We start from the raw sequence: 23953 nt of genomic DNA on the forward strand, positions 1-23953 counted from the left end.
CAATCATTTTATCACTTTCTATAAAAACACCCCATTAACCGCCATTTCGTAGCAGTTAAGGGGGTGCTCGTCAGTAAAAGCATATTAGCATATCAATGATTAGATAATTCAATTACAGGTTCTTGTCACCAGGTTTCCAATTCATTGCGCATAGGCCACCAGATTGAAGAGCTTGAAGAACACGGATCGTTTCTTCTACGCTACGACCAACATCATTATGATTTACAACTTGATATTTCAATTCGCCTTCCGGATCAATAATGAACAAACCACGAAGTGCGATTCCTTCTTCTTCAATAAGAATACCGTAGTCATTAGCTACTTTTTTAGTAATATCGGAAGCCAATGGGAAGTTAATGTTGCCCAAGCCATTGGAATCTTTAGGTGTAGTCAACCAAGCTTTATGACTATGAATAGAGTCCGTACTTGCACCTAACACTTCAGCATCTAATACTTTGAATTGACCATAAGCATCACTTAATGCTGTAATTTCAGTTGGACATACGAATGTAAAATCCAATGGATAGAAGAACAATACAAGCCATTTACCACGATAATCGGACAAGCTCACTTTTCCGAAATCTTTACCATCTCCAGAAACAATCTCCATTGTAAAATCAGGAGCTGCTTTACCTACTAAACGTTCTGCCATGATCCAATTCCTCCTTAAAATATGTAAGAGAAAATATGCTATTCTCTTGTTTAAAGTGTCAAAAAGCTACAATATAAATGTTATCATTCACTCAAATCAAAGTCAAGATTACATCAATTATTTTATTATAATTATTATAATTAAGTTAACAATTTATTTTTTCATTGCCGCAAGGATTAAATCTCCCATCTCACTCGTTCCAATCGCTTTACTCTTATCCACAGCGATATCGCTAGTACGATGACCCGCATTCAATACTTCAGCAACAGCTGCTTCAATGGAATTAGCAGCATCTTCATATCCAAATGTTAGTCGGAACATCAATGCAAGAGAGAGAATCGTTGCAATCGGGTTTGCCAATTGTTGTCCAGCAATATCCGGTGCAGATCCGTGGACCGGTTCATATAATCCGTAGCTTCCTTCTCCCATAGACGCAGACGATAACATCCCAATGGATCCAGTTAACATTGCTGCTTCATCACTCAGAATATCACCGAACATATTCTCAGTTACAATAACGTCGAAGCTAGAAGGGCGACGTAGAAGTTGCATCGCACAGTTATCAACAAGGATATGTTCCAATTCAACATCTGGGTATTCCGGAGCTAAACGGTTCGCAACTTCACGCCATAGACGAGACGTTTCAAGCACATTCGCTTTATCAACGGAAGCTAGCTTCTTACGTCTTTTCTGTGCGATCTCGAATCCTTGACGGACAATACGCTCTACTTCGGTTACATTATATACACAAGTATCAACCGCTTCTTCACCTTGATCACCTTGACGTCTAAATTTCTCTCCGAAATAAATCCCACCAGTTAACTCACGCACAACCATCAAGTCTGTACCTTCAAGCACTTCCGGTTTAAGCGTTGATGCATCTTTCAAACAATCAAAGACAACTGCAGGACGTAGATTGGAGAAAAGTCCTAATTCTTTACGAATACCCAGTAGTCCTGTTTCTGGGCGAAGCTCCTTTGGATTATTATCCCATTGAGGTCCTCCAACCGCTCCAAGAAGAACTGCATCCGCATTTTTACAAATGTCTAATGTCTCTTGCGGAAGGGGCGTACCCTTCTGATCAATCGCAATTCCACCAAATAATGCTTGCTCCGTTTCAAAGGTATAACCAAAAAGCTCTTCCGAACGTTTCAATACTTTCAATGCTTCTGCAACAACTTCTGGTCCAATTCCGTCTCCGGAAATAACCGCTATTTTCTTAACTTCTGACATCATAATCGCTCCTCTTTATATAAAATACACTGTTTTATTTCACCTATATACTGTTGTATCATACTTTCTATTGATTTGACAAAGATATAGAATCTATGAGATTGATAGCTTTCACCTATAATACGATGCTCGATGGATTGTCAGTTTTCACTTCCTCCACAAGAATATATTGGGTAAATTAATATGTATTTCAATTCAGGATATACAAAAATGCAGGCTCCACTCATGACAATCCATGGTAGACCTGCACTTTTATGTATCGAATCTATACAAGCATTACAGTTTAACATTCTCACGATTACTGAAAGTAACACGCTTTTCTATCAGTCGATTTAATGCATCCACATAAGCACGTGCACTAGCTTCCAATATATCCGTACTCAGTCCTCGGCCCTGTGCAGAGACACCTTTCTGAGTAAGCACGACATGTACTTCCCCAAGTGCATCTTTCCCATGGGAAACTGATTTAATAGAATAATCGTCTAGTGTCACTTCTTCTAACGTCGCTTTGTCAATCGCATTATAGATCGCATCTACCGATCCGTTACCTTCTGCTTCCTCGATTAACACTTGATTCTCTTCTTTAACAATACGAACTTTAGCGGTTGGTACCGATGTATTTCCATAAGTAACATAAATTGTTTCGAGCTTAAATACTTCTACAGTATCTATAAGTTTCTCTTCAATCAGTGCAAGAAGATCTTCATCGGATACTTCTTTCTTCTTATCAGCAAGGTCTTTGAATTTAGCGAAAGCATCATTCACCTGAAGATCATCCAACTCATAACCTAAATCAATTAGCTTTTCACGGAATGCATGTCGTCCAGAATGTTTACCTAGAACAAGCTTACTTTCTTTCAGACCAATCGATTCAGGTGTCATAATCTCATACGTCGTTTTCTCTTTCAACATGCCATCTTGATGAATGCCCGATTCATGTGCGAAGGCATTAGCACCCACAATAGCCTTATTTCCAGGAACAACCATCCCAGTTAACTTACTAACTAAGCGACTGGTACGAGCAATCTCTGACAATTGAAGCGAAGTCGTAGCATTGAAGAATGATTGACGTGTTGCCAAAGCCATCGCTACTTCCTCAATCGCTGTATTTCCTGCGCGTTCACCAATGCCATTAATTGTACCTTCAATTTGGTCTGCACCATTCTGAATAGCCGCTAACGTATTGGCCGTAGCCATACCTAGATCGTTATGACAATGCGCACTCAATTGAATCTTCTCAACATCCGGCACATTTTCTTTGACGAATTTGAAAATCGCGCCATATTCCGATGGATTCAAATATCCAACGGTATCTGGAATATTTACAACAGATGCACCTTCTTGGATAGCCATGCCAACCATCTGAGCTATGAAATCATATTCGGTACGTCCAGCATCCTCCAAGGAGAACTCAATCTTCGAGAAATACTTACGCGCATAACGAATTGCAGATTGTGCTGTTTCTAACACTTGTTCCTTATCCATCCGTAGTTTGTGCTTACGATGAATAGGTGAAGTCGCTAGAAAAATATGAATACATGGATCTTGAGCTCCTATTAGAGCTTCACGAACAGCATCAATATCTTGCTCACGAGAACGTGAAAGACCGATAACTGTCACATTCTTAACTGCTCTTGCGACAGCATTTACAGCTGCAAGATCTCCTGGTGAAGCAGCTGGAAATCCTGCTTCCATTCGATCAATACCCAATTTTTCTAATTGGTGTGCAATCTCTACCTTCTCACGAGTATTCAAGTTCACACCAGGAGATTGTTCACCATCTCTTAACGTGGTGTCAAAAACATAAATTTTCCGCATGACAGACACCTCCTTAATTTATGAATCCCTATTAAAATATCCAATGCAGCTCACGCATGTATGTGTGCACGGCCGCATTGGAATACCTTCTAAACGTTATACTTTATCCCTCCAACGTCTTAAAGCGTAGAAATGTCAGAGGATTTAAACCAGCTTTCTATACATTAGTATGATTCATATTATGAAATTATTATTTCTTGCTCCAATGCATCATTTCACGTAATTGTGATCCAACCACTTCAATTGGATGATTTGCTTCATTACGGCGAGTAGCATTCATGAAAGCATTGTTAGATTGGTTCTCAAGGATAAAGTCACGAGCAAATTTACCTTGTTGAATATCTGTCAATACAGCTTTCATTGCTTTCTTCGTTTCATCAGTAATTACGCGTGGACCTGTAACATAATCACCATATTCAGCTGTGTTCGAGATAGAATCACGCATACTTGCCATTCCACCTTCATAAATCATGTCCACGATCAATTTCATTTCATGTAGACATTCAAAGTAAGCCATTTCAGGAGCATATCCAGCTTCAGTCAATGTTTCAAATCCCGCTTTAATTAATGCAGTAACTCCACCACATAGAACCGCTTGCTCACCGAACAAATCAGTTTCTGTTTCTTCACGGAAAGAAGTTTCGATTACTCCAGCGCGTGTACAACCAATTCCTTTTGCATAAGCTAAGCCGATTTCTTTAGCTTTACCTGTTGCATCTTGCTCAATTGCGATCAATCCAGGAACTCCGAATCCTTCTTCATACGTACGACGAACCATATGACCAGGTGATTTAGGTGCTACTAGAAGAACGTCATTTCCTGCTGGAGCAACAATTTGTCCAAAATGAACGTTGAAACCATGTGAGAACATCAACGTTGCATCTGATTTAAGATTAGGTGCGATTTCATTGTTGTATACAGAAGCTTGTGTTTCGTCAGGCATAAGGATTTGAATAACATCTGCACGACGAGTTGCTTCCGCTACTGAAAGAACTTCAAAACCATCATTTTTAGCTTTGTTGAAAGATTTACCTTCACGAAGTCCGATAACTACGCTCACACCACTATCACGCAAGTTCTGCGCTTGTGCATGTCCTTGGCTACCATAACCAATTACTGCCACTGTTTTACCTTTTAATACATTAAGATCTGCGTCTTTTTCATAATAAGTTGTAACTGCCATTTTATAAGTCCTCCTTTAATTTTAAAAGAACCCTCCATGATGATCCATAAATTGTTACAAGTCAATTTAGAATTCATTTACATGTAATTTTGAAATTGTCTCAAACCAATTTAGAAATTGTCTCATATCAATTTAGAAATTGTCTCATATCAATTTAGAATTCATCTATATGATTTCGAAATTGTCTCACATCAATTTAGAATTCATCTTTAAAGAACGGGTGTTTCAAAGATCCACTAACGTTAGTGTAGTCTTGTGAATCTTTCAAACGCCCGCTCTTTAAGAGAGGGCATTTATCTCATATCATTACATCACATTGTTACATACATTACTTTGTTACATACATTACTTTGTTACATTACTTTGTGTCATTTCCACGAGTCATTGCAGTAACACCCGTCCGAGATATCTCACGGATACCGTACGGTTTTAGCAATTCAATCATTGCATCAATTTTGGTCGTATCTCCAACAACTTGGACCATTATGCTATGTGTACCAATATCGACAACCGATGCACGGAACGTCTCCACGATACCCATGATTTCTGGGCGTTCGTTTGTTTCGGACTTCACCTTAATCAGAGCTAATTCACGATCTACCATTGGTTTGGAACCCAAATTAATAACTTTTATAACATCAATCAGCTTATATAACTGCTTCTCGATTTGTTCTAGTGTTTTATCGTCGCCGATCGTCACAACAACCATCCGAGATAATCCAACTTCTTCAGACTGTCCAACCGTGATACTTTCAATATTGAACCCGCGTCTTCCAAAAAGTCCAGAAACTCTTTGAAGTACGCCGGGTTGGTCATTTACAAGTATAGAAATCGTATGTCTCATACTCATACTCATATTCACTCATCCCCCATCAACATTTGATCAATGGTCGATCCCTGAGTAACCATCGGATATACATTTTCGTACTTGTTAACAACGAAATCTAATAGAACTGGACCTGGTGTTTCAAGTGCTTCCTGCCATGCAAGCCTTGCTTCCTCTTTCGTCGTTGCCCGAAGTCCTTTAACACCATAAGCTTCCGCTAATTTAACAAAATCAGGACTGCCAGCAAGATCAATGTGACTATATCGATTCTCGTAAATAAGCTCTTGCCATTGTCGTACCATTCCCAATACCTGGTTATTAATGATAACGATCTTAACAGGAATATTATTAATAGCACAAATTGCTAATTCCTGCGAACACATCTGAATACCACCATCTCCATTTATGGAGATAACTAGACGTTCTGGTTGAGCCATCTGTGCACCAATCGCCGACGGTAAACCATATCCCATCGTTCCAAGTCCACCTGACGTAATCCAAGATCTAGGATGATTGAACTTGTAGTATTGTGCTGCCCACATTTGATGTTGACCAACGTCCGTTGTAACAATGGCTTCCCCTTTTGTCGTTTCATTCAGCATCTCGATAACCCATTGAGGTTTCAATACGTCTTCTGCATCTGTATATCTGAAAGGATATTCAAGCTTCCACTCTTGAATTTGCTTTCTCCATGCGTCCGCTTTGTCTGTATGACTCACCAACGGATTGATCATCTCAAGAACCGTCTTCACATCTCCTACAATCGGAATATCTGCCGCAACATTCTTGCCGATCTCTGCAGGGTCAATATCAATGTGGACAATTTTGGCATGAGGTGCAAATCCATTTAATTTACCTGTTACACGGTCATCAAATCGAGCTCCAATATTGATCAGAAGATCACATTGTTGAATCGCATGGTTCGATGTATAGGTACCGTGCATTCCTGGCATACCTGTCCATAACTCATGTCCACTTGGAAATCCACCAAGTCCAAGGAGTGTAGTCGTAATTGGGATTCCAGTTCGAGTTGCAAATTCGAATAACTCTTCATGTGCCCCTGAGTAGATTACGCCTCCTCCTGCAAGAATATAAGGACGCTCAGCTTCACTAATGGCCTGTGCTAACTTATCAACTTGCAACTTGTTAGGTACAGTACGAGGATTGTAGCCTCTAACATTGAACTCTTCAACAGGTTTAAATAGCGTCTTCGCTGCGGATACATCCTTAGGAATATCAATCAATACCGGACCTTTACGTCCTGTATTAGCGATGTGGAATGCTTCATGAATCACTCTGGGTAAATCTTCCACATCTCTTACCAAGTAGCTATGTTTCGTTATTGGCATCGTAATTCCGGTAATATCCGCTTCTTGGAATGCATCCGTCCCGATTAGCGTTGTAGCCACATTCCCTGTGATAACTACCATAGGTACAGAATCCATATATGCTGTAGCAATTCCTGTAACTAGGTTTGTTGCTCCAGGTCCAGAAGTTGCAATACAGACACCCACTTTACCGCTAGCTCGTGCATATCCATCTGCCGCATGTATTGCTCCCTGTTCATGACGCGTCAATAGGTGCTTGAAATCATCGAAGCCATACATAGCATCATAGATATACAGTACAGCTCCACCAGGATAACCAAACACACAATCTACACCCTCCAATAGAAGGCTGCGTAGCAATACTTCCGAGCCAGTAATGACTTCCGGTTTCATCCATTTCTCTCGTAATTGCTCTGTTGACGTCTGCTTTGGAATTTGCTCGTTCATCAGTCATCCCCCTCTCAAGATTACACCTATTACAATATTTCGGAACAAAAAAAACCTTCGTCCTTCACAACAGACTTATCTCTGTGTGAGGGACGAAAGTTTATATCTTCCGTGGTACCACCCAAGTTTGCTTTAAGTTTCACAACAAAAAGCCTTATCAAGTATAATTTCTTATACCTGTGGTCTATAACGTGGACCAGTCGATTTTCCCTAATACGCATTAATGCTTTTCAGGAAAACAGCTCCGAGGTGAGCTCGTATAAAAGGGATTTTGGTGGAGGTTGCAGCAAATCCTCTCACTCTCTGAACAAAAGAGCCCTTAAAACTTCGTCCTCTTCATTGCCGATTACATAATTTACTCGTTAAAATGTTAAATGTATTATATGATCCATCCACCACTATAGTCAATACCCATATTTTTATTATTTTATAAAATCAACCCTTTTCAACACTTTTTCTCTCTAATTTGTAGCACAAACTCTCCCCTATGACACATATGATGAAATAAATTTACTGAATTTATCGAATAGCGAGGGGAGGAATTACCTGCATGATCCGATACAGAAGACCTAAACAGGATGATTCCACTATTATACAATTAATTGAATCTGAACTTGTCCCATTATCTAGTATGGACGGTAAACAAATCTTAGAAATAAAAAAAGACCTACCTAAGCGCTTAACAAACGGAGTCACTCTTGTGGCTTCACCTTATTATGAGGGTGACGCTGTAGGATTTGTCCATTTCATGTTACACGGTGACTTATTATATATCGATATGTTGGCCGTCGCATCCGCTGCACAGCGCAAGCGCTGGGGAAACTTGTTAATGGTTCAGGCAGAACGCTTTGCGCAGTCTCGCGGATGCAAACGATCCAAAGTTATGGTAGATACCATTAATACAATCGGACTTTCCTTTTATAAAAAGTTAGGATATGCTCCAACGCGTATACATCCATCTAGTAAAATTTATGAATTGGAAAAGCAGCTACAGGTTTAATCAGAATTTAGAAGAATCCTCCGTAAGGTGGATATCCTCCACCATAAGGGCTGCCATAGTTTCCGTATGGATTTCCATATGCATTAGGTACAGCTTTGGGTCCGCCAAAACCTCCATATCCGAAACCACCAGTAACATAAGGCGCTGTTCCAATCGCCAACAAGTCGAATAATACTAATGGAATAATGGCTTTAACCTGTACTTTTTTTCCAGTATTTCGTTGCATGATGAGACGATTTCCGGAAATTCTCAACAATTTACCGGTAATAAGAGTACCATCCTTTTTGGTTGCAGTAATATTCTTCCCTATCCATCTACGCGCTTGACTCTTCGTAACCGAGTGCTTCATGATCTCCCTCCTCCTTATCATTTCACATTTCAGATATAGTGTATTCTAGGGATTGACCTAACGCTTGTTCATTAGCCCTGTTCATTGCCCAAGTAAAATCCAAAGAACCACACCCCAATATATCGGAGTGTGGTTCTTTGGATTTTGATTTCTATATTTTAACGTTTACCTGGATCGTATGGTTCACCTAACGCTGAAGGTGCAGAGGATCTTCCAACTGCAGCTACAAGTACAACAATCGTTAATACGTAAGGAAGCATGTAAATGAACTCTTGTGGAACGCTCTGTGCCCAATCAAATAACTGAAAGTAGCTACCCATTGCTTGAAAGAGACCGAATAACACAGCAGCTCCCAAGGCTCCGATTGGGTTCCATTTCCCGAAAATCATCGCAGCAATAGCGATAAATCCTTGACCTGAAATCGTATTATGAGCAAACATACTCGTAGTCGTTAGTGCAATTGTTGCACCACCAAGAGCTGCGAAAGCACCACTCATCATGACTCCAATATAACGCATACGACTTACTTTGATACCCATCGTATCTGCAGCACTAGGATGTTCTCCTACTGCACGTAAACGCATGCCAAACGATGTCTTGAAAAGGACATAATACGATACAAATACCAAGATAACCGCCAAATATGTCGTTGGGTAATGATGAAACAATACATTCCCAATAAAGGGGATATCAGCCAATCCGAAGAAATTAGTCTTCCGGAACACTTCTTGTAGAAGTGGCGTTTCTCCTTGACCGTCAAAGAGAAGTCTAACTAAATACAATGTGCTTCCTGCAGCTAAGAAGTTAATAACGATACCGCTAATCGTCTGATCTGCCTTGAAGGTTATCGAGGCTACCGCATGAATCAGTGAAGCAATTATACCAAGTACAATCGCTGCCAACAATCCAATATATGGCGAGGCAGCACCCATTCCTGCCCCCTCTGCATAGTAAGTTCCTATGGCAGCAGCAAAAGCTCCAAAGACCATAAGCCCTTCAAGACCAATATTAACCACACCAGAACGTTCCGAGAAGATACCTCCCATAGAAGCAAAGATAAGCGCCGTAGAAAACACCAGCGTTGTGTTGATAAGTTGGCCAATCGTTGTTATCCAGTCCATTTACAACACCTTCTCTTTCTTACGCTTGAGGTACAGAGGCTTAAGCACCCAGCGTACAATTCCTTGTGCAGCAATAAAGAATATGATGGAACCAATCACAATTCGAATGATTTCTGGAGGAACCCCCGCACCGAAGCTCATACCTGATGATCCGGATGTCAATGTACCAAACAAAGTAGCACCAAGAATCGTTCCGAATGGGTGGGTCATACCAATCAACGCTACGGCAATTCCGTCAAATCCAACACCTGGTGACCCTGTAAATATGGTTTGATAATGAAAGACACCAAGTACCTGGAATGCACCACCGAGGCCAGCAAAAATACCACTGATAAACATTGCCTTCACGATGTTGCGTTTCACATTCATACCTGCATACTCTGCTGCATTTGGGTTATGTCCTACTGCTCTAAGCTCATACCCCTGTTTACTCTTCCACATATACACATAAAAGAACACAGCAGCTAAAATAGCTATCAAGGTACCCATATGCATACGTGCATTATCCATCAACATTGACAACCCACCAAGCGAAATAGATGCTGTCGGTTGAATATCTAATGATTTCTGTTGACCCTCAAGAAGTAGAAAGTTTCTCACAATATAATTACTGAAATACAACGCTGTCCAATTCAGCATAATTGAGACGATAACTTCATTTACGCCACGTTTTGCTTTTAGATAACCAACAATACCTGCCCACAATCCACCGCACAAACCACCGGCAATAATCGCTAGTGGGGCATGAATCAAGGCTGGTAGACCCGTAACCTTAATACCTACAATCGTTGCAGCAGTCATTCCAATGATATACTGACCTTCTGCACCAATATTGAATAGACCTGCACGAAAGGCAAAAGCAACAGCAAGTCCTGTCATGATAAGAGGTGTGATTTCTCGAATTGTCTCACCAAATCCATACGAATCACCAAAAACAGATGAAAACAATGAGCTATATGCAAGTATCGGATCATAGCCACCTGCAAGCATAATCAGAGCACCGACAATAAGTCCAAATATTACAGCAACCACAGGGATAATAAGACTATCGAGTGTAAATATTTTCATCAATTTATTCATGTCGCTTACCTCCTGCTGTGCTACCAGACATCATAAGACCTAACTCTTGATCGTTCGTCTGTTCAGGCAGTACCTCTCCAACAATTCGACCTTCATAGATCACGACAATTCTGTCTGCTACATTCATAATCTCATCTAGTTCAAAAGATATAAGCATTACGGCTTTTCCTTGATCTCTTTGAGATATAAGTTGCTGTTGTACGAACTCAATCGCACCTACATCTAGTCCACGGGTAGGTTGAGCTGCAATAAGAAGTTCTGGATTCTTATCTATTTCCCGGGCTATAATCGCCTTTTGTTGGTTACCACCAGATAACGATCTGGCTTTGGTCTCAATACTAGGCGTCCGAACATCGAATGCTTCGATAAGCTTCTTAGCTTGTTTTTCAATTTCTAGTTGATTCAAGAAACCACCTTTATTAAATGGCGCCTTGTAATACGTTTCTAGAATTAAATTCTCACTCATCGTGAAATCAAGCACCAGACCATGCTTATGACGATCCTCTGGAATATGAGATACTCCTTGCTCTGACACAAATCGAGGATTACGATTCGTGAGTTCCATATCCTTAAGTTTCACTGAGCCACTGTCCACTTTGCGTAAACCTGATAATGCCTCAATTAGTTCACTTTGTCCGTTACCATCAACGCCAGCAACACCAAGTATTTCACCTGCTCTTACGTCCAAAGACAAACCATTGAGGACTGAGATGCCATCCTTATTCTTCAATTTCAGATCCCGAACCTGAAGAATTGCCTCTCCTGGAGTAGCGGGTTTTTTATCAATTTTAAAAGAGACATTCCGGCCGACCATTTTTTCTGCTAACGTATTGGGATTTGTTTCTGATGTCTTCAATGTATCTACGACTTTACCGCGCCGAATAATCGTTACTGCATCGGAAATGTGCATAATTTCTTTAAGCTTATGTGTGATTAGAATAATGGATTTCCCTTCATCAACCAATCGTCTCATAATAGACATAAGTTCCGTGATTTCCTGTGGTGTTAACACCGCAGTAGGTTCATCGAATATAAGAATATCTGCGCCACGGTAAAGTGTTTTCAGTATTTCAACTCTTTGTTGCATACCTACTGAAATTTCAGAGATTTTAGAATCAGGATTTACTTTCAAACCATATTGATCAGATAATTTTTTGATTTTCGCTGTTGCCGTCTTATAATCAACGTGAAATCCTAATTGTTTAGGCTCCATGCCAAGAATAATGTTCTCTGTTACTGTAAAGGGTTGTACAAGCTTAAAATGCTGATGTACCATACCAATACCCAGTTCAATCGCCTTATTGGGATTATCAATATTGACAGGCTTACCTTTTATTTCAATACTTCCTTCATCAGGTTGGTATAATCCAAATAAGATATTCATTAATGTGGATTTGCCCGCACCATTCTCCCCCAGGAGTGCATGGATTTCTCCTTTATGCAACTTCAGACTAATAGAATCGTTGGCAACGATGCCTGAAAATCGCTTTGTAATTTGCTTTAGCTCCACGACTGGGTTTGCTGCATCCATGTTATCACCCTTATACTTTATTTAAAAGCTCGTCCAACCGAAAGCCTTACAAGTAAGAACAAGGCCAGTCATAATAACTAGCCTTGTCATTGTACTTAGTTTTTTATCTTTTTAAAAATTATTATTATTTTTTCATATCTTGAGGAACTTTAATTTCACCGCTAATAATCTTAGCTTTGTACTCTTCTACTAGAGCCAATACATCAGCAGGAACATTCCTATCTGATGTTTTAGCAATACCTACACCATCATCTTTTAGACCAAGTTCAACTTTTCCACCCTTGAAAGTACCATCAATAACTTCTTTGGATACTTTTTGAACAGCTGCATCAACACCCTTAACCATCGATGTTAAAGTAACTTTATCCCCAAATTCCAACGATTGGTCTTTATCTACACCGATAACCCATACTTTTTCACCGTTTTTAACACGTGCAGTTGCTTCGTTAAATACGCCTGTTCCAGTTGCACCAGATGCGTGGAAAATAATGTCTACGCCATCATTGTACATTGTGGAAGCAATGACTTTACCTTGGTCTGGCTTATCAAATGCACCAGCATAAACGTTTTTAACTTTAATATCAGGGTTTACAGCTGCTACACCCGCATTAAATCCAGCTTGGAAACGTGTAATAACTGGAATTTCTGCTCCACCAACGAAACCAATTTTACCTGTTTTCGTCATTTTAGCTGCAACAACACCAACTAAGAATGAACCTTCATGCTCAGAGAAAGTAACCGATTGCACATTTGGTGAATCTACTACAGCATCAATAATTGCAAGCTTAGCATCTGGGTTCTGATCAGCTACAGTTTTCATATCTGCACCAAGATCAAATCCAATTCCCCAAGTAAGAGCGTATCCACCTTTAACATATTTGTTAAGGTTAGGCGTGTATTCAGTTTTATCCTTACTTTGAAGGTACGTTACTTCTGCGCCTGTATCCTTTTTGACAGATGTAAGTGCTTCCCATGCAGATTGATTAAATGACTTATCATTAACCCCACCTACGTCAGTTACCATACCAATTTTCATATCTGTTTTAGCGCCACCAGTTGCTGCTTCACCCGCTGGCTTTTCTTCATTCTTACCACAACCAGCTAAAACTACGGATAAAGACAATCCCAATACAAGTGATGCTTTAAGTATTTTTTTCATTTTCTATATTCCCCCTTTAGAATGTATCCCTAACAATTGAAGGGACCTTCAATGAACAAAACAAATTATACAATCAAAATTGTATTTAATCCAGTAAATTGCTCACTCAATGTCAACTTTTTTAAATAAAGATAGAATAGAAAGCGCTTTATCGATTTAAATCACGTAAGTAATGTTATGGTTATGTCATGTTATGTAACACATAATTGTTAATTCCCTTACTTTGTACCTGCTAAAAAAACGGTGTTTTATTTCCATTTCTCTCATACTATTTCCATTTTCCCAAGAAAAAAACCGCCATAAAACAGCGGTTTTTTATTTAGTATATTATCTTAAGCATTAATTTTTTCTTTAGCAACAGCTGCAATCGAATTAAATGCGTTGATATCATGAACAGCCAAATCAGCAAGCATCTTACGGTTAATGTCAACACCAGCTAATTTCAAGCCGTGCATCAATTTGTTGTAAGACAATCCGTTCAAACGTGCAGCAGCATTAATACGTACGATCCATAATCTACGGAAATTACGTTTAGTCTGACGACGGTCACGGTATGCATAAACCAATGATTTCATTACTTGTTCTTTTGCTGTTTTAAAAATGCGGTGTTTAGATCCAAAATAACCTTTAGCGAGTTTCAATACTTTCTTATGTCTACGACGAACGACAAATCCGCCTTTTACTCTTGCCATATTAGTAAACCTCCCAATAAATGTTGTTAATTATTTCAAGTTAGATAAGCCTTGTTTTAGACGTTTAACGTCACCCGGAGCCATTGTAGGGTTCGTTCCAAGTACACGTTTTTGACGCTTGGACTTGTGAGACAAAAGATGGTTTTTGAACGCTTTATAGCGCATTACTTTACCTGTTCCGGTAATTTTAAAGCGGCCTTTAAGACTGCTATGTGTTTTCATTTTAGGCATTATAGTTCCTCCTCGGGATTATTGAGCTTTAGGAGCCAATATCATAATCATACTGCGACCTTCAAGCTTCGGGAAACGCTCAACACTTGAGTGCTCAGCCACTTCTTCTCTTACACGTTCCAGAATCTTCTGTCCAATGCTTGCGTGCGCAATTTCACGTCCACGGAAACGCACAGAACATTTAACCTTGTCGCCTTCTTTTAAGAATTTAACAACGTTGCGAAGTTTAGTCTGGTAATCATGTTCGTCAATGTTTGCTCGGAACCATACTTCTTTGGTATCCACGATTTTCTGGTTCTTACGAGCTTCTTTGTCTTTCTTCTGCTGCTCATAGCGGAACTTGCCGTAATCCATGATGCGGCACACCGGCGGTTTTGCCTGAGGCGCTACATTTACCAAATCGAGATTAAGATCCGTTGCCATCTGCAGTGCTTCACGAATCGGAGTAATTCCGATTTGTTCACCTTCTGCACCCACCAAGCGAACCTCTTTCGCCCGAATTTCGTCATTGATCATATGTTCCTTACTGATAACCGTCCACCTCCAAATTGATTCATTTCGCTTCTGTAAAACAAATAAAGGGATGCTGGTTCAATCTACCAGCATCCCTTTTGATCAATTCTTCATGAAATATCCCATTCATAAATCACTGGATCAAATACCAGCCAACTATTCTTCCATTGGTCAGGTGAGAAGCCGGTGCTTCTGCTTAAATCCAAATATTCATTTAACATGCTTGAATAATATATCACACCAGGCATAGCAAGTCAACTTTAATCGTTATACTTGTTTGCTCTGTACGACTTCTTCCATTCTAACCACTCGTGTATGCTCTGTATGGCTCCACTGTTTATTGTTCTGCGTAAAGAAAGCATAGAACGTTATTGGGTACCATGAAAGCAAATAGATTGGAAACAGTATCAGGTACTGATATACCTTTTTATACGTTACTTTCTCTAATGCCATTGCAACAAAGAAAGTAGAAATATTTGCAACAATAGCTATGAAGCTTAGCCAAAACGGTAAATATCCATATATATTTACAATGTTAGGTCCACCAAAAAATGCCATATCTACCCACATCGTCGCTGTCATCAGAAACGTAAGGAGTACAATATATACGTTCACCCCGTATAAAGCTAAGTCAAATTTAACAAGGCTTCGTTCCTTAATACTTTGCCATAATAATGGAAAAAAGTATCTGCGTGCTACTGTAAAATGACCTTGCATCCAACGAAGGCGTTGTCTTGAGGATGCTTTGAAAGTGAGTGGTTTCTCATCGAATACTTTGGCATCATAATTAAATTTAGGATATACGCCATTTTTGACGCTACGCATCGTAAATTCAAGATCCTCAACCAAACTTGTAGCTCCCCAACCCATTTCTTTCAGCAATTTAGTCTCAAAACACATTCCGGTTCCGCCCAAAAAGTTAGCCATATTTAAATTGTGACGAGATAACTGCCACAGGCGATTAATGTACCAATACGAAATTCCATAAGCCGCAGTAATCCATGAATCTTCAGGATTCTTCGTATCAATATATCCTTGGATAACACGTGCGCCTCCAGAAAGATCATCATTCATTTCACTAAGGAAATTCGGTGCTGCCAAGTTGTCAGCGTCAAACATAACAATGGCATCATATTCACGAGGCATACTCCAAAGTTCCTTCAACATCCACTCAATTGCGTACCCTTTCCCACGAAGGGTTGGGTTCGTACGTTCACAAGCATTCATGCCATGCTCACGAACGATATCTGCGGTACTGTCTGTACAGTTGTCACAAATAACAAACACATCATATAGTTCTTTCGGATAATCAAGCTTTTTCAAATTCTCCATAAGAGCCCCGACAACCTGCTCTTCATTATGTGCCGCAACTAACACGGCGAATGATTTGGTCGTTGGAAAATGTTCTTTCTTCTTTTTCCTATACAGACCAAACAAAGAGAATGTAAATTGGTACACACCTATCACGGCCAAAACCATCTGGAGCGCGACGAAAATAGCGTCTATCATAATTCTCTTAACCCCCCTTTTTTACCCCTCAATACTTACTTTCTGTTTCTGTATAATCTTTTTCTCTTTTTCTTGTCCCTTATGACCCTTTTTGAACATGTCGTTTTTATTACCTTAATAATAATGTATGTTTTTGAATACTTTGTCAAAAGGCCTAAGACCCTTTCTGATCCAAAAACAAGTCAAGAACCGTTATTTAGCGGTACTATAGCATTTTAGACTTAACATACTGATGGATTAGTTCTTATTTTCATCTATTTACTAGTAATTTATTTCTCTTCCCTCCTTTTTTTAATTCTAAATTCTATTCGAAACAATTGTTCCTATATATACAGACGTAATTAGCAACAGAAAAGTTGAACTTAGATTTATTATCTTTAAACATATTTGTTTGCATCTGAATCATTGTACGTTCTACTAGGGTGAAAGTCAAAAAGCAGTAAACCTATTCATAGCTTTCCCTTGAAAATTTAAGCAATTAAAAATATGATGAAATGAATAGATTAATACATGGAAATGATACTAATAAGCTAGCTACCAAACGCCAAGGCTATGAAGCCATAGGAGAGGAATAACATGAGACAACTCATCTTCAAACTTCAAAAATTGGATCAGCGTTTATTCCAATGGATTAACGGTCGGCTACATAATTTCCTCCTAAATTTCTTCCTATATTATCTAACCCATTTAGGAGGTGCTACATTTACGATCAGTACCAGTCTATTAGTATGGGTATTTGGTTCACCTCCATGGAGCACTGCTGGGGCACAAGCTGCTATCGCACTTGCTGTAAGCCATATTCCCGTCGCAATTGCTAAGAAACTATATCCGCGCATTAGGCCTTACCTGGCTTTGCCAGAAACGAATACATTCCGTAATCCACTAAGCGATCATTCATTTCCATCGGGCCATACGACTGCAGCATTCGCCATTGCGATTCCTTTTATAGTTGCAATTCCTGAATTATGGTCACTATTTCTGAGTCTCAGTATCATCGTTGGCTTCTCTAGAATTTATCTTGGACTTCATTATCCATCTGATGTTCTAGCAGGCGTTGTTATTGGCACATCTGTAGCCACAATGACAGTTGCAATATGGAACTAAAGTGGATATGGTTATAATATGGAAAAACTTGCAGGAATAGGTGAGAGTAAAGTGATAAAAAAAAGAGTGTTGTTGTTATCAGAAGGCTTTGGTGCAGGGCATACTCAAGCAGCTTATGCACTCGCCAGCAGTTTACGGAAACTGTCACCGGACATTCAGACAAAGGTACTTGAGTTGGGAAGCTTTTTAAATCCTAGAGTTGCTCCATTAATCATTACAGCGTACAAAAAAACGATTACTTCCCAACCCCGTTTAGTGGGTTTGATGTATAGACATCAATATAAGAAATCGCTCAATCGTCTTACGACTTTAGCACTTCATCGCATTTTTTATACGCATACCAGAAATGTCGTTAATCAGCTTCGCCCAGATGTTATTGTGTGCACTCACCCTATCCCAAACGCCGTCATTTCTCGTCTTAAACGTCTAGGTGTACATGTCCCTTTATGTACTGTTATTACCGATTACGACGCCCACGGCACATGGATCAACTCTGAAGTGGATCGATTTCTAGTCTCCACCCCTGAAGTCAAATACAAGCTTATGAGACGTGGTGTTCCATTGTCTAATATTCTTGTTACAGGAATACCTATACATCCTAACTTTTGGGAGCATCCAAGTAAGGATAATATCCGTGATAAATTTAAGTTCAAGGATATGCCCACTGTATTAGTCATGGCAGGCGGTTGGGGGATCACTAGTGATGAGATTGTTAATGACTATCTTTCAAAGTGGAGTGATCGTATTCAGATCATATTTTGTCTTGGGAGTAATGACAAATCCCGTCTCAAGATGGAATATGATCCGAAATATAATCATCCTAACATTCATATATTTGGTTTCATAAAAGAAATCGATGAGTTAATGGAAGTTTCTGATATGCTCGTTACGAAACCTGGCGGAATGACGTGCTCGGAAGGATTATCCAAAGGTATTCCTATGCTTTTTCACCACCCACTTCCAGGTCAAGAAGAAGAAAACTGCCAATACTTCACATCTCAAGGATTGGGTGAACCGATAACTTCGATCGCTGTCATTGAGAAATGGATGAACAAGTTGATGTATGAATATCAAGAAATTAGTAATCGTAGACAGGAACATCTCGAGAACATTGCTAAGTATCATCCGATGCAAAGCGCAAAAAGCATTATTGATATGTTTGAATTAAACAAGGTGCCCTCATAAGAGGACACCTTGTTTAATTCGCTATCATAAATCAAACCTCTAAGGATGGCTTATTTTCTTGAAGACGGTATTTCTTCAACCGCTCATCCATGTATCGTTGTAATGCTCGTTCACCAACCATAACTTCACAGCGGTTGATATACATTCCCTTACCTACGAACTTAGATTCATACTCCGTCATAACATTCCATTCCGGAAGACCTTCACGATGTAGATCTAGAGAAATGTTATTCATCTGTAATCCATAATCAGCAAACGAGTTCAATGAGAATTCAAACAATGTTTGTGAATCAGTCTTGAGGTGAATTTCGCCATTCGAATTCAGAAGCGACACATATTTCTCTAAGAAACGTGGATGTGTCAGACGACGACGTCCATGCTTAGCTTTTGGCCACGGATCACTGAAATTAAGATATACACGCTCTAATTCATCTACTTCAAAAATTTCATCTACATACTCTACGTTAGCAAAAGCCAACCGTACATTTGGAGGAAGCGTGTATTCCGTTTCTGACCATACATTCATGGCTTTCTCTGCAGCACGTCGAATCAGCTCATCGTACATATCAATACCAATGAAGTTTATATTCGGATTGTTAAAGCTCATTTGGCTAATGAATTGTCCTTTACCCATTCCAAACTCAACATGGATAGGATTATCGTTCCCAAACAAGGATGACCATTTTCCTTTATACTCTTTAGGGTTCAGAATAACGAGTTCTTTCTGTTCTTCCAGACTTTCTCTTATGCCTTTTCTACCACGTAAACGCATATTTTCACTCCGCTTTCATTTCTATATGGACTCATATCAAGAGATCATTCCCGAAAGTCACTATTGCAATATTGTGCCGAAGTTCTAAGCAAATGTAAAGAGTCTTTCATGCATCTTATTATTCTTACTCAAAGAAAAAAGGAATTCTGTTCCCCAAAAATAGAGGGAATTACAAAATTCCTTATCGTTATATTTGGAATTTGTCCCAACAAATTAATGTTTTTTACTCTGTTGGATGATTTTTTTGAATATTGAATGTCTTCTCAAAAGCGTTACGAATCTTTCTTTGAGCTGTCGCTTTCACTTCATGATTCCCGTTAAATTCTACACCTGTTAATGCTAAAGCTTCATCCGGAGTCAAATTTACTGCAACCGTATTCTTTCCATCAAGCTGAGCTACTGAATTCATGCAAATCACCTCACGGATTATTATGTTTCATAACGTCATGAACTATGAATTCTAGGTATAAAAATCTCCTTTATTGGTGTCTGACGTCAAATATAATATTAACATATTATGTAAGGTATTTCAATGACTAACCCTCCAATTTCCGCCTGTTTTATATTGCTTCAGATTACTTTTTTCCTTCTTTTTGTTATACTAGTTGCTGTATGTCTTATACAAAGGATTTCATAAAAGGAGCACCTATGAATCATTCACCTATTGCTAACCCGTTACTATGGGGAGATAAAAGATTTCATACATGGAATTACGAAATGCACAACCAGTTTAACGATAAAGTATTCAAAGTCATGCTTGATGCTGGATTTACCTGCCCGAACCGTGATGGTTCCATCGCTAAAGGTGGATGTACCTTCTGTAGTGCACGGGGCTCTGGAGATTTTGCCGGAAGTAGACGTGAAGATCTTGTCACTCAATTCAATACCATTCGAGACAAACAACATCAAAAGTGGCCTAATGCACAATACATTGGCTACTTCCAAGCTTACACTAACACCTACGCACCTGTTGAGGAGCTAAGAGAATACTTTGAAGTGATTCTAAAGCAACCAGGAGTTGTTGGATTATCGATTGCTACTCGTCCAGATTGCCTTCCCGACGATGTAATAGAATATTTAGCAGAACTAAATGAACGTACTTATCTCTGGGTCGAGATGGGACTACAGACCATCCACGATTCCACTTCAGAACTTATTAACCGTGCTCATGATACAGCTTGCTATGAAGAAGCTGTCACTAAATTGCGTAAGCACAATATACGTGTGTGTACTCACATCATTTACGGACTCCCTCAAGAAAGCCATGAGATGATGTTAGAGACGGGTAAAGCGGTAGGCAATATGGATGTCCAAGGTATTAAAATTCATTTGCTCCATTTGATGCGTAAGACACCGATGGTGAAGCAATACGAAGCAGGTTTGCTACGCTTCTTAGAAAAGGATGAGTATGTTAAATTAATTGTCGACACCTTAGAAATCTTACCTCCTGAAATGATCGTTCACCGTCTAACAGGAGACGCTCCAAGAGATCTCCTCATCGGACCTATGTGGAGCTCCAAGAAATGGGAAGTTCTTAATGCTTTCGACGCCGAGCTTAAAGCAAGGGATACATGGCAAGGTAAGTATTGGGGGGAAAATTAAGATGGGCTTTCTCTCCGTTCTTAGCTTTGCCCACAAGTTAGTCACCGAACGACTGCAGCATGGAGGAATCGCTATTGACGCAACCATGGGCACTGGTACTGACACGCTATTCTTGGCAAAAACAGTCGGACCCAAAGGACATGTCTATGGGTTCGATATTCAAGAAGAGGCTCTTATCCTCACCCAGCAAAGACTAGATCAACATGTACAGTCTGTCATATCGCCAGTAACCTTAATGCTTCAAAGCCATGCCGATATGCTTACGAGCATTCCACAAGCGGATCACGGCAAACTTGCTGCCATCATGTTCAATCTTGGTTATTTGCCATCAAGTGTCTCTAATAAAGAAATAATAACGATGACAGACAGCACCATAACCGCTCTTCAGGCTAGCCTCGAGCTCCTTCGACCAGGAGGCGTTATAACCATTGTGTTATATCCTGGACATCCAGGAGGAGATACAGAGTCAACAGTTGTACAAGAATGGGCTTCTACTATTCCACAATCCGTTGCACAATCCATCATTTATCGACAGCTACAGCGCTCTGATGCGCCTTTTACTATAGCTATAGAAAAGAAATAAGCTGTTAAATTAAGACCACTCGAGAGGATGACAACATTATGATTAAACCCTATCCATTACAATTTCAACCTGAATTCAAAGAACGTGTCTGGGGAGGAAGAGCTCTAGAACAATTCGGACTCAACTTGCCTGAAGGTCATATTGGAGAAGGTTGGATGATTGCAGATCATCCGAATGGCACAACCCAGGTGATGAATGGTGAGCTTGCTGGACTTGGACTAGATCAAATTCGTGAGCAATTAGGTAAAGAATGGCTTGGAAGTAAAGGCTTTTCTGAAGTGAATGGCCGTTTCCCCCTACTTATTAAATTACTTGACTGTAATGATGACTTATCTGTACAAGTCCACCCTAAAGATGATTATGATGGGTTGCCAAAAGGCGAACTGGGTAAAACTGAAATGTGGTATGTACTTGATGCAAAACCAGGTTCCAAAATCATATATGGATTAAACGAAGGCGTTACAAGAGAAAGTCTACAACTAGCTTTAACTAATGGCACAGTTACCGACAGTTTAAGAGAAGTACCTGTAGAAGCAGGTGATACGTTCTATATTCCTTCCGGTACGGTTCATGCTCTTTGTGCAGGCGTACTTGTAGCAGAGATCCAACAGAACTCAGACACGACATACCGTATCTATGATTACAACCGTCCAGGACTCGATGGTAAACCTCGTGATTTGCATATTGAAGATTCCTTGAATGTTATTGCTTATAGCGGTTCAGGGGCTTCTATGATGAAGACAGACGCTGTTGTTCCAGGAGAATGGCTCGAACTCGCGAAGTCTCCTTATTTTATCGTTGAGAAGGGTGTGGTGTCCGGCAACTGGTCGTTGACAACTACCCCTGCAAGCTTTGCTATTCTTGTTATCTGTGAAGGGCAAGGCGCATTGAAATGGGAAGGCGGATCGTTAGACTATACAGCCGGACAATGCTTCCTATTACCTGCCAATTTACTTCATTATGAACTTGAGGGCAACGCGACTGTTCTACGGACTTATCTTCCTTAATAGTATAGGTATTCAACTGCACTAATAATTGTCATTGTAAGGGGGGACGTTTGTTGGAAAAGCGTTCATTTACGTTATTGAATCGTCAAGGGTTGACTCTTCACATTTACGAGTGGCTTCCCGAGGTCTCTGTCCCATTAAAAGGTGTCGTACAAATTGTCCATGGCATGGCCGAGACTGCGGACCGCTATTCGCGGGTGGCTTCAGCTCTTTGTGATTCAGGGTATGGGGTTTACGCTCATGATCAGCGAGGACATGGCAAGACAGCCAAGAGTATTGAAGATCTTGGAGACTGTGGGGAAGATTGTTTTCACGGAATGTTCAATGACATCCTAGAACTGAGTGCTTTACTCAGAGATAAATATGATGGTATACCTCATTATTTATTTGGGCATAGTATGGGGTCATTTCTAACCCAACGAGTCATAGAGCATCATAGTGAACAATACTCAGGCTTTATCCTATCTGGGACGAATGGCCCACGTTCAAACCTAGGCTTAGCCGAGAGTGTAGCTCAGATTCAGATAAGACTCCAAGGTGCACCCCACCATAGTCTCTTGCTAAATGCATTGGTATTTGGACGATATAACAAACACATATCACCTGTTCGTACCCCATTCGACTGGTTATCTCGTGATGAGGATGAAGTCGATAAATATATACAAGATCCTTACTGTGGTGAGGTCTGTACAGCTGGATTCTTTCGTGACTTTTTCGGATTATTACGAGACATTCAGAAACCAAGCAGTTATCGTAAAATCCAAAAAGACAAACCGATCTATTTATTTGCAGGTGATCAAGATCCTGTTGGATCGTACGGGAAGGGCGTCACTCGTCTTTATCAAATATACCTTAAATTAGGGATAAGCGATGTCGAGTGCCGACTGTATCCTGGTGGAAGACATGAGATGCTCAACGAAACCAATCGTGACGAAGTGACATCTGATCTGCTCAATTGGTTGGCACGACACACCTAAATAATAACAAACTAAAAGGCTATCTAGTCCATTGCGGACCAGATAGCCTTT

Annotated in this window: 24 protein-coding genes; 7 read left to right on the forward strand and 17 right to left on the reverse strand. The window is 39.9% G+C overall.

The features are described from left to right. Positions 1-112: 112 nt before the first annotated feature. The 6 genes from PGLA_RS01385 to ilvB all read right to left on the reverse strand — a co-directional run bounded on the left by PGLA_RS01385 (position 113) and on the right by ilvB (position 7487). A complete protein-coding gene (locus PGLA_RS01385; protein ID WP_068527603.1) occupies positions 113-652 on the reverse strand; it encodes a peroxiredoxin in 540 nt (179 codons plus the stop codon). Positions 653-805: 153 nt separating this feature from the next. Next, complete coding sequence (leuB, locus tag PGLA_RS01390) at positions 806-1885, reverse strand: 3-isopropylmalate dehydrogenase (protein ID WP_068528340.1); 1080 nt, start codon at positions 1883-1885, stop codon at positions 806-808. 276 nt (positions 1886-2161) lie between these two features. Then, positions 2162-3703: a 2-isopropylmalate synthase gene (locus PGLA_RS01395; RefSeq protein ID WP_068527605.1), complete on the reverse strand. Its 1542-nt coding sequence runs from the start codon at positions 3701-3703 to the stop codon at positions 2162-2164. A 190-nt stretch (positions 3704-3893) separates the two neighbouring features. After that, a complete protein-coding gene (gene ilvC, locus PGLA_RS01400; RefSeq protein WP_068527608.1) occupies positions 3894-4886 on the reverse strand; it encodes a ketol-acid reductoisomerase in 993 nt (330 codons plus the stop codon). A 358-nt stretch (positions 4887-5244) separates the two neighbouring features. Continuing rightward, positions 5245-5736, reverse strand: coding sequence for an acetolactate synthase small subunit (gene ilvN, locus PGLA_RS01405; protein WP_068528342.1), 492 nt, complete (start codon positions 5734-5736; stop codon positions 5245-5247). 8 nt (positions 5737-5744) lie between these two features. Further along, on the reverse strand, positions 5745-7487 hold the full coding sequence (gene ilvB / locus PGLA_RS01410; protein ID WP_068527610.1) for a biosynthetic-type acetolactate synthase large subunit: 1743 nt from the start codon (positions 7485-7487) through the stop codon (positions 5745-5747). A gap of 550 nt (positions 7488-8037) precedes the next feature. Between ilvB and PGLA_RS01415 the strand changes: the two genes are divergently transcribed. Next, positions 8038-8487 carry a GNAT family N-acetyltransferase gene (locus PGLA_RS01415; protein ID WP_068527613.1) on the forward strand — a complete coding sequence of 150 codons (450 nt, stop codon included), beginning with the start codon at positions 8038-8040 and terminating at the stop codon, positions 8485-8487. 7 nt (positions 8488-8494) lie between these two features. Here the strand turns inward: PGLA_RS01415 and PGLA_RS01420 are convergent, their stop codons facing one another. The 9 genes from PGLA_RS01420 to PGLA_RS01460 all read right to left on the reverse strand — a co-directional run bounded on the left by PGLA_RS01420 (position 8495) and on the right by PGLA_RS01460 (position 16672). Then, complete coding sequence (locus PGLA_RS01420; RefSeq protein ID WP_068527615.1) at positions 8495-8836, reverse strand: hypothetical protein; 342 nt, start codon at positions 8834-8836, stop codon at positions 8495-8497. Positions 8837-8994: 158 nt separating this feature from the next. Next, on the reverse strand, positions 8995-9957 hold the full coding sequence (locus PGLA_RS01425; protein WP_068527617.1) for an ABC transporter permease: 963 nt from the start codon (positions 9955-9957) through the stop codon (positions 8995-8997). Further along, a complete protein-coding gene (locus tag PGLA_RS01430; protein WP_068527620.1) occupies positions 9958-11037 on the reverse strand; it encodes an ABC transporter permease in 1080 nt (359 codons plus the stop codon). It lies immediately after the preceding gene. Beyond that, positions 11030-12568, reverse strand: a complete 1539-nt coding sequence (locus PGLA_RS01435; RefSeq protein ID WP_068527623.1) for an ABC transporter ATP-binding protein — start codon at positions 12566-12568, stop codon at positions 11030-11032. Before PGLA_RS01435 ends, PGLA_RS01430 begins: the two co-directional genes overlap by 8 nt. A 124-nt stretch (positions 12569-12692) precedes the next feature. Continuing rightward, a complete protein-coding gene (locus PGLA_RS01440; RefSeq protein WP_068527626.1) occupies positions 12693-13727 on the reverse strand; it encodes a BMP family lipoprotein in 1035 nt (344 codons plus the stop codon). A gap of 332 nt (positions 13728-14059) precedes the next feature. Then, complete coding sequence (gene rplT / locus PGLA_RS01445) at positions 14060-14419, reverse strand: 50S ribosomal protein L20 (protein ID WP_068527629.1); 360 nt, start codon at positions 14417-14419, stop codon at positions 14060-14062. Between the two features lie 30 nt (positions 14420-14449). Then, positions 14450-14650: a 50S ribosomal protein L35 gene (gene rpmI / locus PGLA_RS01450; protein ID WP_068527635.1), complete on the reverse strand. Its 201-nt coding sequence runs from the start codon at positions 14648-14650 to the stop codon at positions 14450-14452. Positions 14651-14668: 18 nt separating this feature from the next. After that, positions 14669-15166 (reverse strand): translation initiation factor IF-3, encoded by a 498-nt coding sequence (infC, locus tag PGLA_RS01455; protein WP_068527638.1) that lies wholly within the window; start codon positions 15164-15166, stop codon positions 14669-14671. A gap of 264 nt (positions 15167-15430) precedes the next feature. After that, positions 15431-16672 (reverse strand): glycosyltransferase family 2 protein, encoded by a 1242-nt coding sequence (locus PGLA_RS01460; protein ID WP_068527641.1) that lies wholly within the window; start codon positions 16670-16672, stop codon positions 15431-15433. Positions 16673-17248: 576 nt separating this feature from the next. Here PGLA_RS01460 and PGLA_RS01465 point away from each other — a divergent pair. Further along, positions 17249-17776, forward strand: a complete 528-nt coding sequence (locus tag PGLA_RS01465) for a phosphatase PAP2 family protein (RefSeq protein ID WP_068527643.1) — start codon at positions 17249-17251, stop codon at positions 17774-17776. A 51-nt stretch (positions 17777-17827) separates the two neighbouring features. Beyond that, positions 17828-18961 carry an MGDG synthase family glycosyltransferase gene (locus tag PGLA_RS01470; RefSeq protein ID WP_068528347.1) on the forward strand — a complete coding sequence of 378 codons (1134 nt, stop codon included), beginning with the start codon at positions 17828-17830 and terminating at the stop codon, positions 18959-18961. Positions 18962-18992: 31 nt separating this feature from the next. On the opposite strand, the gene trmB is transcribed toward PGLA_RS01470, so the two are convergent. Both trmB and PGLA_RS01480 read right to left on the reverse strand, forming a co-directional pair. Beyond that, positions 18993-19733, reverse strand: coding sequence for a tRNA (guanosine(46)-N7)-methyltransferase TrmB (gene trmB / locus PGLA_RS01475; RefSeq protein WP_068527646.1), 741 nt, complete (start codon positions 19731-19733; stop codon positions 18993-18995). Between the two features lie 223 nt (positions 19734-19956). After that, on the reverse strand, positions 19957-20142 hold the full coding sequence (locus PGLA_RS01480) for a hypothetical protein (RefSeq protein ID WP_068527649.1): 186 nt from the start codon (positions 20140-20142) through the stop codon (positions 19957-19959). A 239-nt stretch (positions 20143-20381) separates the two neighbouring features. On the opposite strand from PGLA_RS01480, the gene mnmL reads away from it, so the two are divergent. Genes mnmL through PGLA_RS01500 form a run of 4 tightly spaced genes read left to right on the forward strand, consistent with a single transcriptional unit; the run spans position 20382 to position 23902 of the window. Then, on the forward strand, positions 20382-21335 hold the full coding sequence (gene mnmL / locus PGLA_RS01485) for a tRNA modification radical SAM protein MnmL/YtqA (RefSeq protein WP_068527652.1): 954 nt from the start codon (positions 20382-20384) through the stop codon (positions 21333-21335). Position 21336: 1 nt separating this feature from the next. After that, positions 21337-21918: a tRNA 5-(aminomethyl)-2-thiouridylate-methyltransferase MnmM gene (mnmM, locus tag PGLA_RS01490; RefSeq protein ID WP_068527656.1), complete on the forward strand. Its 582-nt coding sequence runs from the start codon at positions 21337-21339 to the stop codon at positions 21916-21918. Between the two features lie 38 nt (positions 21919-21956). Next, positions 21957-22925: a type I phosphomannose isomerase catalytic subunit gene (locus PGLA_RS01495; RefSeq protein WP_068527659.1), complete on the forward strand. Its 969-nt coding sequence runs from the start codon at positions 21957-21959 to the stop codon at positions 22923-22925. 53 nt (positions 22926-22978) lie between these two features. Continuing rightward, on the forward strand, positions 22979-23902 hold the full coding sequence (locus PGLA_RS01500) for an alpha/beta fold hydrolase (protein ID WP_211269482.1): 924 nt from the start codon (positions 22979-22981) through the stop codon (positions 23900-23902). The last annotated feature ends 51 nt before the right edge of the window (positions 23903-23953 follow it).

The organism is Paenibacillus glacialis (assembly GCF_001637205.1).
Taxonomy (GTDB): domain Bacteria; phylum Bacillota; class Bacilli; order Paenibacillales; family Paenibacillaceae; genus Paenibacillus_AQ; species Paenibacillus_AQ glacialis.

Excerpts from the sequence above, each read along its gene's own strand:
- PGLA_RS01385 (WP_068527603.1), bottom strand. The coding sequence starts at position 652 with ATGGCAGAACGTTTAGTAGGTAAAGCAGCTCCTGATTTTACAATGGAG.
- leuB (WP_068528340.1), bottom strand. The coding sequence starts at position 1,885 with ATGTCAGAAGTTAAGAAAATAGCGGTTATTTCCGGAGACGGAATTGGA.
- PGLA_RS01395 (WP_068527605.1), bottom strand. The coding sequence starts at position 3,703 with ATGCGGAAAATTTATGTTTTTGACACCACGTTAAGAGATGGTGAACAA.
- ilvC (WP_068527608.1), bottom strand. The coding sequence starts at position 4,886 with ATGGCAGTTACAACTTATTATGAAAAAGACGCAGATCTTAATGTATTA.
- ilvN (WP_068528342.1), bottom strand. The coding sequence starts at position 5,736 with ATGAGTATGAGACATACGATTTCTATACTTGTAAATGACCAACCCGGC.
- ilvB (WP_068527610.1), bottom strand. The coding sequence starts at position 7,487 with ATGAACGAGCAAATTCCAAAGCAGACGTCAACAGAGCAATTACGAGAG.
- PGLA_RS01415 (WP_068527613.1), top strand. The coding sequence starts at position 8,038 with ATGATCCGATACAGAAGACCTAAACAGGATGATTCCACTATTATACAA.
- PGLA_RS01420 (WP_068527615.1), bottom strand. The coding sequence starts at position 8,836 with ATGAAGCACTCGGTTACGAAGAGTCAAGCGCGTAGATGGATAGGGAAG.
- PGLA_RS01425 (WP_068527617.1), bottom strand. The coding sequence starts at position 9,957 with ATGGACTGGATAACAACGATTGGCCAACTTATCAACACAACGCTGGTG.
- PGLA_RS01430 (WP_068527620.1), bottom strand. The coding sequence starts at position 11,037 with ATGAATAAATTGATGAAAATATTTACACTCGATAGTCTTATTATCCCT.
- PGLA_RS01435 (WP_068527623.1), bottom strand. The coding sequence starts at position 12,568 with ATGGATGCAGCAAACCCAGTCGTGGAGCTAAAGCAAATTACAAAGCGA.
- PGLA_RS01440 (WP_068527626.1), bottom strand. The coding sequence starts at position 13,727 with ATGAAAAAAATACTTAAAGCATCACTTGTATTGGGATTGTCTTTATCC.
- rplT (WP_068527629.1), bottom strand. The coding sequence starts at position 14,419 with ATGGCAAGAGTAAAAGGCGGATTTGTCGTTCGTCGTAGACATAAGAAA.
- rpmI (WP_068527635.1), bottom strand. The coding sequence starts at position 14,650 with ATGCCTAAAATGAAAACACATAGCAGTCTTAAAGGCCGCTTTAAAATT.
- infC (WP_068527638.1), bottom strand. The coding sequence starts at position 15,166 with ATGATCAATGACGAAATTCGGGCGAAAGAGGTTCGCTTGGTGGGTGCA.
- PGLA_RS01460 (WP_068527641.1), bottom strand. The coding sequence starts at position 16,672 with ATGATAGACGCTATTTTCGTCGCGCTCCAGATGGTTTTGGCCGTGATA.
- PGLA_RS01465 (WP_068527643.1), top strand. The coding sequence starts at position 17,249 with ATGAGACAACTCATCTTCAAACTTCAAAAATTGGATCAGCGTTTATTC.
- trmB (WP_068527646.1), bottom strand. The coding sequence starts at position 19,733 with ATGCGTTTACGTGGTAGAAAAGGCATAAGAGAAAGTCTGGAAGAACAG.
- PGLA_RS01480 (WP_068527649.1), bottom strand. The coding sequence starts at position 20,142 with ATGAATTCAGTAGCTCAGCTTGATGGAAAGAATACGGTTGCAGTAAAT.
- mnmL (WP_068527652.1), top strand. The coding sequence starts at position 20,382 with ATGAATCATTCACCTATTGCTAACCCGTTACTATGGGGAGATAAAAGA.
- mnmM (WP_068527656.1), top strand. The coding sequence starts at position 21,337 with ATGGGCTTTCTCTCCGTTCTTAGCTTTGCCCACAAGTTAGTCACCGAA.
- PGLA_RS01495 (WP_068527659.1), top strand. The coding sequence starts at position 21,957 with ATGATTAAACCCTATCCATTACAATTTCAACCTGAATTCAAAGAACGT.